Here is a 17,918-nt window from a genome sequence, read left to right as displayed (position 1 = left end):
TTTACCTTATTCTGGTCCAAATGTATTGGTGCATCTATCACAGCGAGGTATTACCTTCTCGTTGCGTGGTCGAATTACTTTTGTAAATTCAATAGTTTTTGGATCTGGATTCCCTAAAGCTTCAGCGGCAAGATCTTCAGCACATTTATCAAAATCACACCCTGTTCGTTTAACTCCGACCGCAACTTTACCAGTTGCTGGATCGTGTGCACCGACAACAGTTGAAACCTTCTTTATTTGTGTGTTGGATAATTGAGAAATCTCATTTAACTTCGAATCTCGGGCGGCTTCAGCACGCTGCAATCCACTCTTTGTAGCCTTAGTTAAGTCCTTCGTCCCCTCTATAGCCTTATCCGCGCCCTTACAGAGTTTACATGCGACACCAACAACAGCTATAACAGCTCCACTATAGTCCCCATTTTTCAAATCGTTATAAGCCGCTTTAGCATCATTATAGCCGGACGCTTCTGCAACAGCACCGGACGCACCTCCCTCCTGGTAACCTTCATATGCAGAATAGGCTACAACTGCAATTGTAATAGCGAGAAAAACAAACTCGCCATTAGGATCAACATAACTAATCGGATTATTGCGCCCATAGCGATAAGGCGTCCAGCGCTGCGGATCAGTAAAACGTCCCGGATGGTTAAGCACCGGGTCCGGGCTGATAAAGGTGCCGAAAGCCGACTGCAGGTAGCGCCGCTCAAAATAACCCAGGCCAGTGGTTGTATCCCGCTCTTTGCCCGTATAGCCGTAGGGGGCCGCCGCGCTGTCACCGAGGACACTGTCCAGTTCGCCATAGGCTTTATAGGTAAAGGCGTTGACCAGCCCGGCATCGGCATCCAACGTCAGCGCGGTGGAGCCCAGATGGGTGTGCAGGTAGTAGGCGCTGGGCGCAAAGGTTTCCCCGCCCCGGTCACTGCGGGCAATACGCCGCTGGCCAAGGCGAATGTATTTCCACAGCTGGCCGTCGCGCACCTCGCTGTCTGCATCGATATACAGGGTAACACTGCGGGCCCCACCGGTATCTTCGGTGATTTTAAAGCGGCGCTGGTGTTTGAAGTCATAGCCGTAGTGATCCGCCGCCTGGGAGTTGCCGGCGGTGACCAGGCGCTGGCCGTGGTCCCACTGATAGTGCTGGTCGCCGGCTTGAATCCGGTTGCCGTTGTCATCGTACGCTATGGTTCCGCCGGCCCAGCTCAGGGCCTGGGGCCCGGGCAGGTTACCGCGGCCGGTGCGATTGGAGGCGCCGCTGTTACTGTTTGCACTGCTGCCGCCATAGCGCAGGTCCGTGATCTGTATTGCGTCACTGGTGGCCAGGTCCGGCAGGTTGACGGGGGAACGACCCAGTTGTAGCAGGTTGCCGATTTTGTCGTAGCTGTAATACGTCTGCTCACGATCATTGGCCACTCCGGTCAGGCGGTAGACGTCGTCATAGCTGTAGACCACATTGTGTGCCAGTGACGCTGCCTGGGCGGCCGCGCCGAGTTCAGCAGCCATGGCAGTCAGGGCGTCGGTGGGGCGTTGGTCGTCGATGCCCAGCACATTGGAGACGGCATCAAAGCGGTAGTCCCACTGCTGTAATGGCAGTGCGTCTGCGCTGCGTACGGTACGCAGGGCGGCGAGCCGCTGGCGTTCGTCGAACTCCCAGTGGGTTGCCACCCCGTTGGCGAGCCCCTGGTGTTGCAGGACGCCGTTGGGGGTATAGTCCAGCTGTTCCACCACACCCGGAATCCGCTCCAGCAGTCCGCGAGCGTTGTAGTGGAAATCCACCCGGGTATTGTCGGGATAGAACTGTTTTACCGGGCGCCCGGCGCTATCGTAGGCATAGCGCGTGGTGTAGAGAGGGCTGTCGATCTGCGGGCCAGTGATTTTGCGCTGGCGCTGAACCACTTGGCCACGCGCATCGTAATTCCACTGTTCAAAGCCGGCCTGGTCGGTGACTTTGGCCAGGCGCCCGCGTAAAAATCCACCGCCCGCTTCGCTGCGCTGGTCGTACTGGTAGCGCACCACAGGGGCCGTAGTGCCCAGCTGCACATCCGCTTGCCAGTGCCCGCCAGTCGGCGCTTCTCCCCGCGGCGGCAGGTGATATTCGTTCAGGAGGCGGTTGGCACCGTCATAGCGATAGTGCCGCTCCTGGCCCCGGGCATCGCGAGTGGCGAGTACATTGCCGGCGGCATCGAAGTGCTGCCAGCGCTGCCCGCGATTGGGGTCGTCCAAAAAGCGCATCCGCCCCAGGTGGTCGTAGTGCATGCTGCGCACATTGTTTTGCGCATCCTGCAGGCGGGTGAAGTTATCGTTGAGGTCGTAGTCATAGTACGTCGACCAGGTGGCACCACCGGCGCCACCCTGGGTATTGGCGCCGACGATTTCGTCCACTTGGCGCAGGCGGTATTCCCCCTCGGCAGTTTGCAAACCGTCAAACACTAGCCGCTTGGCGGCACCGGCATGGGGGCTATTGGCACGGGTCTGCTCTTCATCCTCCCGCAGTTGCACCAGCGGCTGGTAGGTAATACGGCTGAACACGCTTTCCCCACTCCCTGCGGAATAAGGCTGGCGGGCTTCCTGCATACGCCCCAGGGCATCGTAGCGGTACCGGCGCTGGTGAGGGCCTTGGTCGTCGGCCCGGTAGGCGAGGCCCTCGGCAAAATACGGCAGGGCGGTGCGAGAGACCTGGCCCCGCGCGTTGTACTGATGATGTTCACTGACCACCACCTGACCGGGCTGTTCACCCTCACTGCGTACCATCAGGGTTCGGCCCAAGCCGTCGTAGAAGTGGCGGCTGTCGATGGTGCCACCGCCCATGTCTTCACGTTGGCGCGCTTCTACCCAGCTAATCAACCCGTTTCCGACCGGTCGTGCTAACTGGTACTCGTACGCAAGCGTCGGTGCTGACAGGCTGTCTCCAGGTTTTACAATAGCGGTAAGCCGCCCCAAGTCATCGAATTGATAGCGGGTTTGCTGCCCATTAAAATCGGTGAAGCTCTGCATCACCCCAAGCGTATAATCGTAACTCGCTTTCGCAGTAAGTACATTCGTACCGGTATGAATGCGCTCTTCAATGGGATACAGTGAATAGGATGGGTCGAATACCGTCTCAACCAGATGCCCCGGCTGTTCGGGCCATAACGGGTCCATCTGCGCAATAATATTACCAACACTGTCGTAGCGATAACGCTTAAGCTCAATATAGGTGTTCGGGTTGCTGGCATCGGTCCAGGCCCTGTGCTGGGTCAGATTGCCCTTGCTGACAAAACCTAAATTCCCTCCGCTAAAACTCTCGTCGTCGTAAAACCATTGCTCTTTGGCAATCAATTGATGGTTTAAGTCGGTGACTGTTCGCTCGATTGGCCGTTGTAATATCCACCGGGCCTGCCCTGCCGATGATTCGGAACTGTAACGCCAGCGGGTGATCCGCTCATCTCCCCAGTTGCCATCCTGACGACCAAGCTCTTCAATGCGAATCGTATTACCATAATTATCATAGGCAAGCTGGGTCAGTAACCTCACCGCCTCACCCTGACCTAATTCAAAAACGATGCGTTCATTCTTGGTCAATTGCGCTTGCAGAACATCCCGCTGGTCCTCAGCAATGGACTCAGCAATTTCTGCAATTTCCCAGTTATAGCTTTCCTGGTCAAACAGTTCTCCCTGATCATTTTCACGGCGAGTGATCTTTAATTTTCCTTTTAAAACTTCAGCGCTTTCACCCAAGTGGTATTCATTGATATGGTGTAGTGTTGGGACATCCTGGCTTCCATGTTCAACGACTTCCACGCTTTCAAAGCCCCAAAAGGATTTGTCTGACGGGTTATACCATCCATTGTGATAGTTAAACTGCTTGCGCTGGATAACGCCGCTTACACCATCTTCCACGTCAATACTTTTGACCACCTGCATACCGATCGGCATTTTTCTGGTCCAGGGTCTCCCCTCAGCCATATCGCGCAGTCGTTCCCGCTGCAGAGAAATGTATTGAAGCGTTGTTTTTTTCCCCAGCCCATTGTCAATAACCTTTAGTTGATAGGGCTGTTCATTGGGGGAAAGATCGGCAACAGCATAACCGCCGTCTGAAGAGGTACGTTGATACCAGATGATATCTTGAGAACCATTACCATTAATATCGATAAAACGTATAGCATCTGGCGTGGTAAGTGTACCTGGAGCGGTGATAGAGTTTTTTGCGCTGAAACGAGACAAAGCATGATCGTCGGGATCAAGGCCATGATTGAGCCAAAATTCTGCCCGCGGCCCATTCAGATTGACTAAGTCGGCACGACCGTCACCGTTAATATCGGCAAATCGAATTTTTTTAGGGTCTAAAGGAACATTAACAACGGCATTAAAACTGACCCGGGCTCCAAACCCAGACAAGCCTCGATGTGGAAAATAAATCACTTTAAGATCATTTTGAACCTGCGCAATTACCACAATGTCAGATAGGCGATCTCCATTCATATCGGCCAAATGGACCTTTGGATTGGAAAAATCCACAGCAATTAAATCGTCGTGCGTGGGTAGATCAATAACATTACTCCAGCCATCCGGCAAATTGAGTAATGCGCGAAAGTTTAACGACTGACCGACTTTGGTTACTGACAATACATCTGTGCGCTTATCATGATTAATATCAATCAATCGCGTATTTTCACTATCTAGTTGCAATCCGGCGCGCTGGAGAGAGCCGTGACGCTCCCATTCAAAAGAATCACTGATACCAAAAACTTGCGTGTCCGACGTGGTGTAATTCAATAGTTCAGTACGACCATCCGCATCAAAATCTGCCAGTAGATTGTTCCTGTTTGTAAATTTTAAACTGGTCCTTCCCGCCATTCTTTGATCAGCAGACCACTGAACCACCCCTTGCGCATCGGGCCCTTGATTCAACCAAAACACATGATTTTGCAAGCCGGTATTGATGATATCAGGCAGCCCATCCCCATCCATGTCGAAAAATTCAGTAGATTCTGAATAAATTGGCGCATTGATACCCAGCATGATGTGTTTATCGACATTGTCCGGATCAAACCGAGTCCAAGTAAAATTCAAAGGGGGAAGATGTGTGGTGAGGTCCGCGCCATATTCCGTAATACGGTTTAATTGTGATAGTGGCTGCAAATCTGTAGTTGGATAATACTCAAGCCGATATTGTCTTACCGATTTACTCCCGGCAACCATGGTAACAGTTGCAAGGCGGTATTGCGTTTTTATTCCATAGCCAGCCCGGTAATCCATCAAAATATCCGGGCGTATTTCGTAGCCAAACTGAATACGGGCTGGGTCGGCTTGCCCGTGATTATAGGTAATTTCGGTTAAGTAAGGCTGTGCGCTATCATCAATTTTTTCCCAGTGGTAATCGATCCCATTACCATTTGTATCCGCATATTGCTTCGGATACCATCTAAATATTCTTGAGCCAGAAACAATTCTGGTTTCATCTGTTGTTCCCAATTGAAGCTTATCACCATTGGGATAATGCAGCAGCCAACCCTGAGGCAGCCTCTCATACTTAATGAAGTCAGATTCTATTTCTGCACGATAGCCTCCCTCTTTTGTCAATACCAATTCTCGGCCTTGCGCATCAATAAATTGATCAGCTTCTGCAAATTCATCGACTTGCCCATTATTATTATTATCCAGTTGATCACCAGCTGGCCATTCAGAATAATTGGGCAGCCCTAAATCTGTTTGTCTCTGTAAATAAGGAATAGAAAGTTTGACTCCAACCCCAACTAACCCATTCCCCAGACCACTGTTGTAATTGAGAGAAAGATTGGGGGATAAGCCATTCCGCCCCGAGGGCGTTACCAATTTCACCTGATACTGGCCAGTACCCGAGTTCAACTGTGGTGTGAAAGATTCCCCCAAACCCTCGATGGAACCGGGGCCACTCGGCAACGATAAAACGGTTGGAGTAACCGGAGCCGCACCCATTGCGGAGCTACAAATTGTTATAAGCAGTATCAATCCGGCCAGACAATCACTAAGGCGGATTCGATGACATTTCGCACACCAAATTTCCATGACTGCTTTTAAAATCAATTCTGCAAAATTCATAACAGTGAATATCTCCAATGTAACCCTTTAATTACAACCATGATCTATTCAAGATACAAAAAATAGGCAAAAAACTGCCCCTGCCTGGCAGGGGCCACTGTTAAGTAATAATCAATGAGTTAATCACAATTATTGTTCTGTAATACGGGCATCCTGCTCAATCCGCTCCTCAAAGAACATCAGCTCTTGCGGCATCTCACTGGCACTAAACCCGGTATTACAGGTTTGGATATTGCGCGATATGTATTTATGTCTTACAACAATTTCAATATCATCGACATCACCTATATTGAACAAATCACCAAATTGATCCGCTGAAAATATCGCCAGATGCCATTTCGAAGTTGCCACACTGCGCTCTTTAAATGCGGAAGTCGGGTACACCAGTCCGGCCGGCTCATCCCGTATTGCCGCATTGAAAGATACTGTGTAGCTGTTTTTGTAGTTCAGTGTATTGGATCCTGACACATCCCAGAAGCGTGCACTCAGTACATTATAACGATCAATCTGGTCCAATATATCGGGTACATTTTCCTCAAGGCGGGCACGAAAATAACTACTGCCCCCGTATGTCAATTCAATACTGGTTCTGTCTTCAAACGCACCAAACTGACTTAGAATATTGACACCAATGTCGATTATTTTGTCATTGTAATCACCGCCATTGTAAATACACAGTTCCCCGTTGCGCTCCAAAATACGAGGCCCCTTAAAGAAATTGATTCCCGCAATAGGCTTTAAGGTATCAAAGTTAAACGCTATCCACTGTTCACTGCCAAAATCCAACAGGTGGTAGCGCAAATAGGCTTCGAAGGCATCGTCTGCAGAGAGCATTTCAGAGGCACCAATTGCAGGGTTGGGGTGGGGATACTGCTGGGGCTCTCCCCGGATCGTATCGTAATAACCAAGTATATTCTCTTTCAGTGAAATACTATCGGTACTTTCCTGGAATGGACGAACTTGACGAGCATCGTCGAAGTCTTTCATTTCATAATAGAAATGTTCCAGCGCGTCGGCATTTCTCAGTGCAAACACACTGTCTCTTACCATTCCGGAATCACTGGAAAAAGGCTCCTGCCACTTATATTCCAACGCCTGGGCGGCATAGAACATCCACTCCTGGGCGCGCTCAAATGCAAACTCTGCTTTCTCCAAATCCTTGTTTACACGCTTTAAGTGTATGGGATCGGCGAAGTAGTTATCGATTAACCCGGATTGGAGATCCGCGGCGCGAGTCAACAGGCGGTTTGCCTGGTTCATCAGCCCAACCAGCCGCTCCACTTCCACCTCAACATTCGCTTCAGCCAGGGCAATATCCAGGTTGAGAATATTTGCCTGCAACCACATGGAACGGATACGGGCCTTGAAGTTCACTTCATTAATTTCGGCTCTTAGTGCCTGGATTTGTGCTCGCTCTTCATACGCCAATTGTTGGCTTAACGCCTGTAATTCCCCTTCCTTTCTTATCTGCCGGATATTGATATTGTGATTCTGGATACTTTGAGCGCTACTGGTCATTTCTTGTGCATACAAGTAGGCTTCACTGGCACCATAGGTAACAACCGCAGCCGCCACTCTCACCACAGCACCTAAAATCGAACCTTTTCGTCTCGCTCTTTCAGCCCGTTCCCGGATTTTGGTAATTTGATTCGTGATCTGAACCTGTTGTTGCCCATACTCAATTATCACGTCCTCGATTGCATTCTCCAGGCCATTCGCCTGGCCAAAGCGATCGATTTCGATTTCAATATCATCGAGCAAATTGCTTAGGCGTTGCTCATTTCTTTCCAGCTCTATTTGAGCGGTTTCTATATTTTTACTCTGCAGAGCAATCGTGCTACCCAGAACCGCCGTATCCGAACGGGTCACACAGGGTGTGCCACCACAGTTTTCCTGATACTCCCAACCAATTAAGCCTTTGAGTGCATCATTCACCGCAAGCATACGATCTCGGTAATCGGTTTGAAAACTTTGCTTTGTTCTTCGGAATGAGTCATAGCTCCCCTTCGCAGCATTCAGGTTCTGTATGGCATATGCCAGGGAACCGGTGCTGGGATTGTGATTCCTAATAATGGAATCGAAACTGTCGCCGTTTGAATTCTGGTCAAACATGATTAATACGGCATTGCTTGGAAGCCCCAATAAGTTGGTTTCTCCGGTCAACCAGGTATCGATATTGCCCAACTGACTCAAGGTACCGTTAAATTGTACTATTGCCTCAGGAACACCGGTAAACCCCGGCAGGGTATCCAGTTCTATCCCTGGAAACACTCCGCGCATGCTGGTGTCACTTGCGATCAGTTTATTTCGCAATTGTTCAGCATCGTTTCGCAGCTGTTCTATGACTACAGAATCCGTCTCGCCTGAGCTGACAATCAAACGGCTAGTGTTATATAGCACTTCGCCCCATTCATTCATCAAATCATACAATACACGGACGTCTTTATAACCGGTGAATAAATCACTGATCTCAGAGACATTGGCACTCTCACCGTTCTGACTCACATATCGAGGGCTATTCTGTCCTCTTGATGCGCTCCTTGCGGCAAGAATGCCCGGGTGATCGGACAACACTTGCGAATACGTATCAAAGCCCGCTTCCAATATATCCATTGCCTGCCGATACGCAGCAATTTCTGCGCTGATATCACCATCGTTAAGCCGTAGTTTACGTGCCAGATCCAGTTGCTGGTTGGCTGATATCAATTCTGCCACAGCCCGGTCATAGTAAATATTGAGTAACAGAGTCTCGACTTTGTCACGTAGTGTTGTACTGATACTTTCGGTAAGCAGTGTTTTAGCAAAATTCAACGCTTCCCCGGCTCGATTTCGCTCCGCTGGGCCATAAAGCACAGAGAAATCCTGGTCCTCATTAGTATTGCCGACACGGTAAATAACCTGACCCGTACTGGGGTCCAGTACATAGGAAAGGTCCAGGTACCGGAAGGCAGCCAGGTCCCTGGAAAAAATACCCTGAACCGGGTTTTCCTGGTTTGCCGCCACCGGATCGGCATCGTTGTAGTAGAGCTGTTTGCGAATCGCTACTGTGGGGTCCAGAACCAGCGGCCCACCTTCTGTATAGGTGGAGCAGCTGCGATTACAGGCACGTACCCGAAATCGATAACTGCTTTCAAGCACCAAGCCCGAAACTCTGACACTGGTGGCAGGACCGGTGTAGACATCCTGCCAGACATCGCCGTTTCGCTGTTGCTGCAGCTCATAACCGGCCGCTCCGGGACTCGCTGCCCAGCTGATAGTGACGCTATTGCCAGGAACACTGTCCGGAACGTTGATTGAGGCAGGGGGTGAAGGAGCCAGAGGAACAGTCACAACCGGCCCCTCTGTATAGGTACTGCACATATCAGAGGTGCAAGCTCTTATCCGGTACTGATACTGGCCATGGGGCAGATCGTTTTCATTAATTTCATTGCCACTTCCTGCGTAGGAAGCTGTCCAGTTACCACCATTGAATCTACGTTGCAGTTCATATCGATTAGCGCTATTGCTAGCGGGCCAGCTAACCGTATAGGTGCCATCGGCATCAAAGTCTGGATAATTTAAGGATATTGGCGGAGATGTGACGGTGACTGGCTGACATAGTGCAGACCGTTCAGTGTACAAATAGTTAAGCGCTACTATACAAAAAGAAAAGGTACCGTCTCGGGTTAACTCAATACTATGCGCACCCTCCTCAGTGTCATAGTAGTGCTCCTCCTCTCCAAGGATAATGATTTCCTCTGGTGTATCATAAATTGAAGAATAAGCTACAATGCCAGCATATTCGCCCGACACTTGCACAACTCTAAGGGCATTATCAGAATCATGTGGGCTAAACCAATGATACTGCCACTCGAAATTTACTGTACGATTTGAGGCAATATTACTGATGTAAGTACCAACGAATGGCGCGGCCGGCACACCACCAATTCCACCAAGATCGAAACTTTGATTACAGAGTTCAAGCTGCCTGCAAGTATCTATATCAGGAAAAGCTATAGCACTTCCTGAAAAACCCAGCAAAGCTGCCAACCATACTGTCACTATACCATACCTCAAACGCAACACTCTGTTCATTGTTATTTTCCTTACAATTTATGTGTAACATTTCAGACTGACACACCTCAACGGAGAAACCTGTCCAATTGTGTTGATTTCCGGATCAAGATACGCAGGGTACATATTTTGATCGTTATTTTTTTATTAAATTAATTTCAAATTTTTCCTAGACAATTTTATTGCCCCTATTATATGAAAAAACACAGAATCAGTTTGCCAACATAGCGAAATAAAGGATAAATCTTATTACACGGAATAGAATATCCATCTATTTTGGAGCTTTAGACTGCACAACAGGGTTCTGCATTTTGAATAATCCATCTTATATTTTGAAGAATTCCTCAGCCTTCAAAAAATAGCCCCTGCCTGGCAGGGGCTACTGTTAAGTAATAATCAAGGGGTTAATCACAATTATTGCTCTGTAATACGGGCATCCTGCTCAATCCGTTCCTCAAAGAACATCAGCTCTTGCGGCATCTCACTGGCACTAAACCCGGCATTACAGGTTTGGATATTGCGCGATATGTATTTATGCCTTACAACAATTTCAATATCATCGACATCACCTATATTGAACAAATCACCAAATTGATCCGCTGAAAATATCGCCAGATGCCATTTCGAAGTTGCCACACTGCGCTCTTTAAATGCTGAAGTCGGGTACACCAGTCCAGCCGGCTCATCCCGTATTGCCGCATTGAAAGATACTGTGTAGCTGTTTTTATAGTTCAGTGTATTGGATCCTGACACATCCCAGAAGCGTGCACTCAATACATTGTAACGGTCAATCTGGTCCAATATATCTGGTACATTTTCTTCCAGGCGGGCACGAAAATAACTACTGCCCCCGTATGTCAATTCAATACTGGTCCTGTCTTCAAACGCACCAAACTGACTTAGAATATTGACACCAATGTCGATTATTTTGTCATTGTAATCACCGCCATTGTAAATACACAGTTCCCCGTTGCGCTCCAAAATACGAGGCCCCTTAAAGAAATTGATTCCCGCAATAGGCTTTAAGGTATCAAAGTTAAACGCTATCCACTGTTCACTGCCAAAATCCAACAGGTGGTAGCGCAAATAGGCTTCGAAGGCATCGTCTGCAGAGAGCATTTCAGAGGCACCAATTGCAGGGTTGGGGTGGGGATACTGCTGGGGCTCTCCCCGGATCGTATCGTAATAACCAAGTATATTCTCTTTCAGTGAAATACTATCGGTACTTTCCTGCAATGGACGAACTTGACGAGCATCGTCGAAGTCTTTTATTTCATAATAGAAATGTTCCAACGCGTCGGCATTTCTCAGTGCAAACACACTGTCTCTTACCATTCCGGAATCACTGGAAAAAGGCTCCTGCCACTTATATTCCAACGCCTGGGCGGCATAGAACATCCACTCCTGGGCGCGCTCAAATGCAAACTCTGCTTTCTCCAAATCCTTGTTTACACGCTTTAAGTGTATGGGATCGGCGAAGTAGTTATCGATTAACCCGGATTGGAGATCCGCGGCGCGAGTCAACAGGCGGTTTGCCTGGTTCATCAGCCCAACCAGCCGCTCCACTTCCACTTCAACATTCGCTTCAGCCAGGGCAATATCCAGGTTGAGAATATTTGCCTGCAACCACATGGAACGGATACGGGCCTTGAAGTTCACTTCATTAATTTCGGCTCTTAGTGCCTGGATTTGTGCTCGCTCTTCATATGCCAATTGTTGGCTTAACGCCTGTAATTCTCCTTCCTTTTTTATCTGCCGGATATTGATATTGTGGTTCTGGATACTCTGGGCTCCAGAGGAGGCTTCTGAGGCTGCCTGTGCGATTCGCACAGAGACTTCGGAGGCACCATAGGTAACAACGGCAGCCGCCACCCTCACCACAGCACCTAAAATCGAGCCTTTTCGTCTCGCTCTTTCAGCCCGCTCTCGGATTTTGGTAATTTGATTCGTGATCAGAACCTGTTGCTGCCCATACTCAATTATCACGTCCTCGATTGCATTCTCCAGGCCATTCGCCTGTCCAAACCGGTCGATTTCGATTTCGATATCATCGAGCAAATTGCTTAGGCGCTGCTCATTTCTTTCCAGCTCTATTTGAGCGGTTTCTATATTTTTACTCTGCAGAGCAATCGTGCTACCCAGAACCGCCGCATCCGAACGTGTAACACAGGGCATGCCATCACAGACTTCCTGATACTCCCAGCCAATTAAGCCCTTGAGTGCATCATTCACCGCATGCATACGGTCCCGGTAATCGGTTTGGAAACTTTGCTTTGTTCTTCGGAATGAGTCATAGCTCCCCTTCGCAGCATTCAGGCTCTGTATGGCATATGCCAGGGAACCGGTGCTGGGATTGTGATTCCTAATAATGGAATCGAAACTGTCGCCGTTTGAATTCTGGTCAAACATGATTAATACGGCATTGCTTGGAAGCCCTAATAAGTTGGTTTCTCCGGTCAACCAGGTATCGATATTGTCCAACTGACTCAAGGTGCCGTTAAATTGTACTATTGCCTCAGGAACACCGGTAAACCCCGGCAGGGTATCCAGTTCTATCCCTGGAAACACTCCGCGCATGCTGGTGTCACTTGCGATCAGTTTATTTCGCAATTGCTCAGCATCGTTTCGCAGCTGTTCTATGACTACAGAATCCGTTTCGCCTGAGCTGACAATCAAACGGCTAGTGTTATACAGCACTTCGCCCCATTCATTCATCAAATCATACAATACACGGATGTCTTTATACCCGGTGAATAAATCACTGCGCTCAGAGACATTGGCACTCTCGCCGTTCTGACTCACATATCGGGGGCTATTCTGTCCTCTTGATGCGCTCCTTGCGGCAAGAATACCCGGGTGATCGGACAACACTTGCGAATACGTATCAAAGCCCGCTGCCAATATATCCATTGCCTGCCGATACGCAGCAATTTCTGCGCTGATATCACCATCGTTAAGCCGTAGTTTACGTGCCAGATCCAGTTGCTGGTTGGCTGATATCAATTCTGCCACAGCCCGGTCATAGTAAATATTGAGTAACAGAGTCTCGACTTTGTCACGTAGTGTTGTACTGATACTTTCGGTAAGCAGTGTTTTAGCAAAGTTCAACGCTTCCCCGGCTCGATTTCGCTCCGCAGGGCCATACAGTACCGAGAAATCCTGGTCCTCATTAGTATTGCCAACACGATAAATAACCTGACCCGTACTGGGGTCCAGTACATAGGAAAGGTCCAGGTACCGGAAGGCAGCCAGGTCCCTGGAAAAAACACCCTGAACCGGGTTTTCCTGGTTTGCCGCCACCGGATCGGCATCGTTGTAGTAGAGCTGTTTGCGAATCGCTACAGTGGGGTCCAGAACCAGCGGCCCACCTTCTGTATAGGTGGAGCAGAAGTCGCTACTACAGGCACGCACTTGAAAACGATAACTGCTATCGCGCAACAGGCCAGAAACAGTTGTGCTGGTGGCAGCACCGGAATAACTGTCAGACCATGCGCCTTCGTCTTTTTGCTGCTGCAATTCGTAACGGGTAGTTCCGGAACTTGACGCCCAGCTTATTTCAACACTACTGGAAGCCGCATAGCCAGGCACACTGATTGAGGCTGGGGCAGGTGGGGGGGCAATCACAACTCGTTTCTGGGCAGAATAAGAACTACAGCCACCTGTGTTGCATCCTCTTACCTTGAAATCCCAATTACCGATTGTCAGGCCGGTAATTAACTGGTTAGTTGTCGTTGAAGTCCCAGCTGAAGTCCATGAGCCACTATCATTTAACTTTTTTAAAATTTCATACTTTTCGGTAGTACCTGAACCCGCGCCCCAGGCTAATTGATAGCTACTTTCGTCGTGATAGTCCGTACCGCCAAGGGTGGGCTGTCCGGGTTTTCGAAGTACCGTAACTTCTATGTGGTCTGAGCCAAAATGACAACCGGGTGGTCCAGATCCAGGAACACATTCTGTAATACTTAAATCATAGAAATAAACCCCATCTTCTCTCCCAGCAATAGTGACTGAGGTTGTTATGCCTGGCGACCCAGTCGCGATTGTTCTAGAGCCATTAATGCCAGGTCCTCGCTCTGTAAGTTGAAAAGAAATTCCTGGACCAGATCTTTTATCCCAACCAAGAGTATAGGTCCCATCCGTGTCTACAGAAGTGGGATAGGTCGTAAACTTCGCGAATTGCGCCTTGGAGGGAATTGGCATGATCGTGCAAATCACACCAAAAAAAAGTACCAATATAATATTATTGTTCATAACTTTTCTTCCGATATTAAACCTGAGCAACCCTGGATAGAATACAGAATTTTTCTTAAAAAAAGTATTCTTCAAGTTACAATGAACACTCCTCCTAGTTGAACTAACAACGCGAAAAGAATATTGCCAAAATCCTTATCTTCATACACCATAACAGAGGAAAATTAATTCCACTCAGCCTGGCAACACTGCTCAACTAAAACCAAAACATTATCAGATCACATTTCCAAAACTCCCTAAAAATATCCTACAGAGATTTAGCTAACTACTAGCTTACACGCCTCTAAAAAGCATATAAAATAGCCAGAATCAGTTATAAAATTGAACTTCACCTGCGCCACTTGACTGTTTTTTCTAAAGAAAAAGCTCAATGAATCCAGCCAATGATTCAATAAAACTCTCTAGCTATAGTTATTTTCCTTTCAACCTTTATACTTCATTTAAAGTACTTTTCCGAGAGGTCAGATGTTACTTACTGCTAAATTCTCTGACAAATATGCCTATTCAATGCAAGGCTTCTAATTTAAAGGTTCGCAGCACCTCAACCGGTTAATTGAATCGCTTGTACAACTTTGAATTTTACTTACCTAATCATAAATTATTTTCATTTTCGATCCACAGTTACAAAGCAAGTTGCCTCTAAAACTCTCCAAGGGAAAACACACTCGTAATGAAGAACGACCTTCAATTCAACACCTCAACTTTATAAACAACCTAAGGGTGTCAAAAACTATGAAACTGCGATCTTCATTTGGTACCAACGCAGGGCTTACAAACTGGCACAAGAATATAAAAACAGCGTACCAATACCTATCCTTTTCTACGTTCTACTCAAAAATATTTTATTCGATTAATTTTTAGTAATAATCCTTTCACAAAATCCCTGCTTTTATATTTAATCGTTATATCATGAGCCCCTTTTTTGATCAATATCACGTCACCATCAAAAAGCTACCAACATCATTTTATGTAAAGCTCAATTTAAGCACCACAGGTGCATCATGATTCGTGTATTCCTGCAACATACCTGATAACTATTGCGGAATAGCTAAATCAATAATGCACTGCATACCAAAGTGTCATAACCCATGATGAACAACTACGATTCTGCCATCACAGTTCAGCACCTCATAAAGATCCATTTAAGAAATAAAACCTCAAATCAAGTACCTAGACCTCGGAGATATTTTTTATCTGTTCAGAAATACTTGTGCCATACAATAGATTGCCATGCCAAGAAACAGATACCGCCCCAGAAGTAGGGCAAAGTGGGGAGATACTATTGCCGGCCATAATCTGCCCAATCTCATTAAATGGAGTAAACCCCGTATAATCTTCTCAGGTTTTTCAGACGCAACAGATTTCCCAGGGCCCACTGAGGTAGCGGGTTTCACAAACACGGGTTACAACACTCAACTACAGTGATTGGTTGAAAACGATTTATGGCCATTAAAAGCATGCTTTCACTGAACACAACCAGTCTTGGTATCGATATTCTTGACAAGGTAGATTTTACCGTCAAAGCGGGGGAAGTCCTGTGCCTATCGGGCCCCTCGGGCTCCGGCAAAAGCCGTTTACTGCGCGCCATCGCCGATCTGGAGCCGCACAGTGGCAGTGCCAGTCTTGACAACAGGAAACAGGATTCAATGCCGGGCCACTGCTGGCGCAGGCAGGTTATGCTGGTACCGGCGCAAAGCGCCTGGTGGTATGAAACGGCCGGTGCACACCTGGCCAAACCCATGCCCCAGGCACTTCTTGCGCTGGGCTTTCCCGAAGAGGCAGACGGTTGGCAGATGGCAAAACTCTCCACCGGGGAAAAACAGCGCCTGGCACTGGTGCGGGCTCTCTCCTACGAGCCGCGGGCCCTGCTGCTGGATGAACCCACGGCCAATCTTGATGAAGACTCCACCTTGAAAACCGAGACCTTTTTACTGGAGGTGATTCGGGAAAAACAGTACCCGGTGATCTGGGTGGCCCACAGCCCGGCACAGATCCGCCGGGTGGCAGACCGGTATTTTACTATTGAGGGCAGAGGCCTGAAAGAACAGGAGATATCTTTGTGAATGTAATCGACTTGGCCTGGTGGCAACTGGCTCTGGCAGCAGCGCTGGTAGTGGCTCTGGCAGTCTGTACCCACATGGCCCGATTGCAGCTCGGCAGGCCGCTTTTGATCGCGGCGGCGCGCACGGCGATACAGCTGGCGCTTGTCGGTGTGGTTTTGGAAGCCCTATTTGCCGTGGGCAACCTGCTGTGGATAAGCCTTGTGGGTGTGGCGATGTTATTGTTTGCCGGTCAGCAGGTGGTGTCAAGACAGAAATATCGCCTGAGTGGCGGCTGGAGTTTTGCCATCGGCACGCTGTCTATGCTGATATCCGCCTTTAGTGTCACCATACTGAGCCTGGTGGTACTGATCGGGCCACAACCCTGGTACCAGCCCCAGTACTCTATTCCCCTGCTCGGCATGTTGCTCGGCAATACCATGACGGGCATCGCACTCGGGCTGGATCGTCTCACAGAGAGCGTGTGGCGCTCGCGGGAGATTATCGAGAACCGCCTGATGCTGGGAGAACCCTGGCGCAGCGCTTGCATTGAGTTTCGCCGCGACGCCATGCGGGCGGGCATGATGCCAACGATCAACTCCATGGCCGCTGCGGGTATTGTTTTCCTACCGGGGATGATGACGGGTCAAATACTTGCGGGCATCTCCCCCACCATCGCAGTGAAATACCAGATATTGATTTTGTTCACCATTGCCGCAGGCACCGGTTTTGGTACATTTGCTGCCGTCGCCCTCTGTGCGAGATACCTCTTCGACACACGCGAGCGGCTGTGTATGAACCGCCTGGTGGAAAGCCGCCATCGCTGAATTCAGATTGGCCCTGAGGTCCATGCTATTTTTAACTGGACCACGACCGGGCATCACAACAAAAGAGGCACATGCCCCGATACAGCGGGAATATGAAAGGTGTCATTATGCAGCCGGGTCAGCCTGAAACCGGCACACACAAGCGTATTTAGCGGCCGAAGATTAGGATAATCGCCGCAGTAACCAGACCCACCAGAAGCACCCAAACGCCCCGCAGCATCAGCGAGCGGGCGTACTCCGCCTCCTGGTATTTCAGCGCATAGGGGATACCGGTAATCGGTCCGAGAAAGATTGTCACTATCCCCCAAACCCAGCGCCGATTGCCCAGGGCCGTCAGCGCTGCCATCAGCCCGCCAAACCAGCATAGGGTAACGCCGATCACACCTATCACCAGTGCAGTGATGGACCACCACTGATGGGCCAGAAAAATTTCTACAATTTCAGTTTCAGTCACGACCTGCAGACATCCCTATTTACCCCCTGAGTCATTCGGTATCAATCACTGCGGGCATCCCCGCAGACGGTATCCCCCTGCTGAGCCCAGATGCGCATAACCGACACTACTCGCGAAATCTGGCCACCTCAGTGTGAGGTCGATACCCGCCCAGATTCTATAGCAACCTTGAGAAGGGACAAAGGGCCCCGGCTTGAAAGGGTGCCTTTTCAGTAAGTGAATGCCCACTTACCGACA

General features: G+C 48.9%; 6 protein-coding genes. 2 read left to right on the top strand and 4 right to left on the bottom strand.

Translation table 11 applies throughout. The features are described 5' to 3' along the window. Nucleotides 1-6: 6 nt before the first annotated feature. The 3 genes from ACL7TT_RS01980 to ACL7TT_RS01970 all read right to left on the bottom strand — a co-directional run bounded on the left by ACL7TT_RS01980 (nt 7) and on the right by ACL7TT_RS01970 (nt 14,436). Nucleotides 7-5,934, bottom strand: a complete 5,928-nt coding sequence (locus ACL7TT_RS01980) for a toxin TcdB middle/N-terminal domain-containing protein (protein ID WP_413392737.1) — start codon at nt 5,932-5,934, stop codon at nt 7-9. A 252-nt stretch (nt 5,935-6,186) separates the two neighbouring features. After that, entirely contained in the window at nt 6,187-9,387 is a 3,201-nt protein-coding gene (locus tag ACL7TT_RS01975) for a fibronectin type III domain-containing protein (protein ID WP_413392735.1), read from the bottom strand. A gap of 1,137 nt (nt 9,388-10,524) precedes the next feature. Further along, on the bottom strand, nt 10,525-14,436 hold the full coding sequence (locus ACL7TT_RS01970) for a fibronectin type III domain-containing protein (RefSeq protein WP_413392733.1): 3,912 nt from the start codon (nt 14,434-14,436) through the stop codon (nt 10,525-10,527). Nucleotides 14,437-15,803: 1,367 nt separating this feature from the next. On the opposite strand from ACL7TT_RS01970, the gene ACL7TT_RS01965 reads away from it, so the two are divergent. Then, the gene (locus tag ACL7TT_RS01965; RefSeq protein WP_413392731.1) at nt 15,804-16,424 is read left to right on the top strand and encodes an ABC transporter ATP-binding protein; all 621 of its coding nucleotides are present in this window, start codon (nt 15,804-15,806) and stop codon (nt 16,422-16,424) included. Further along, complete coding sequence (locus tag ACL7TT_RS01960) at nt 16,421-17,227, top strand: ABC transporter permease (protein ID WP_413392729.1); 807 nt, start codon at nt 16,421-16,423, stop codon at nt 17,225-17,227. The genes ACL7TT_RS01965 and ACL7TT_RS01960 overlap by 4 nt, the downstream gene beginning before the upstream one ends. A gap of 148 nt (nt 17,228-17,375) precedes the next feature. On the opposite strand, the gene ACL7TT_RS01955 is transcribed toward ACL7TT_RS01960, so the two are convergent. Continuing rightward, complete coding sequence (locus tag ACL7TT_RS01955; protein WP_413392727.1) at nt 17,376-17,681, bottom strand: hypothetical protein; 306 nt, start codon at nt 17,679-17,681, stop codon at nt 17,376-17,378. Nucleotides 17,682-17,918 lie beyond the last annotated feature (237 nt).

Origin of the sequence: Microbulbifer jejuensis, assembly GCF_047289955.1 — a bacterium.
In the GTDB taxonomy this organism is placed as follows: Bacteria; Pseudomonadota; Gammaproteobacteria; order Pseudomonadales; family Cellvibrionaceae; genus Microbulbifer.
This window is presented reverse-complemented; position numbering and strand designations above follow the sequence as displayed.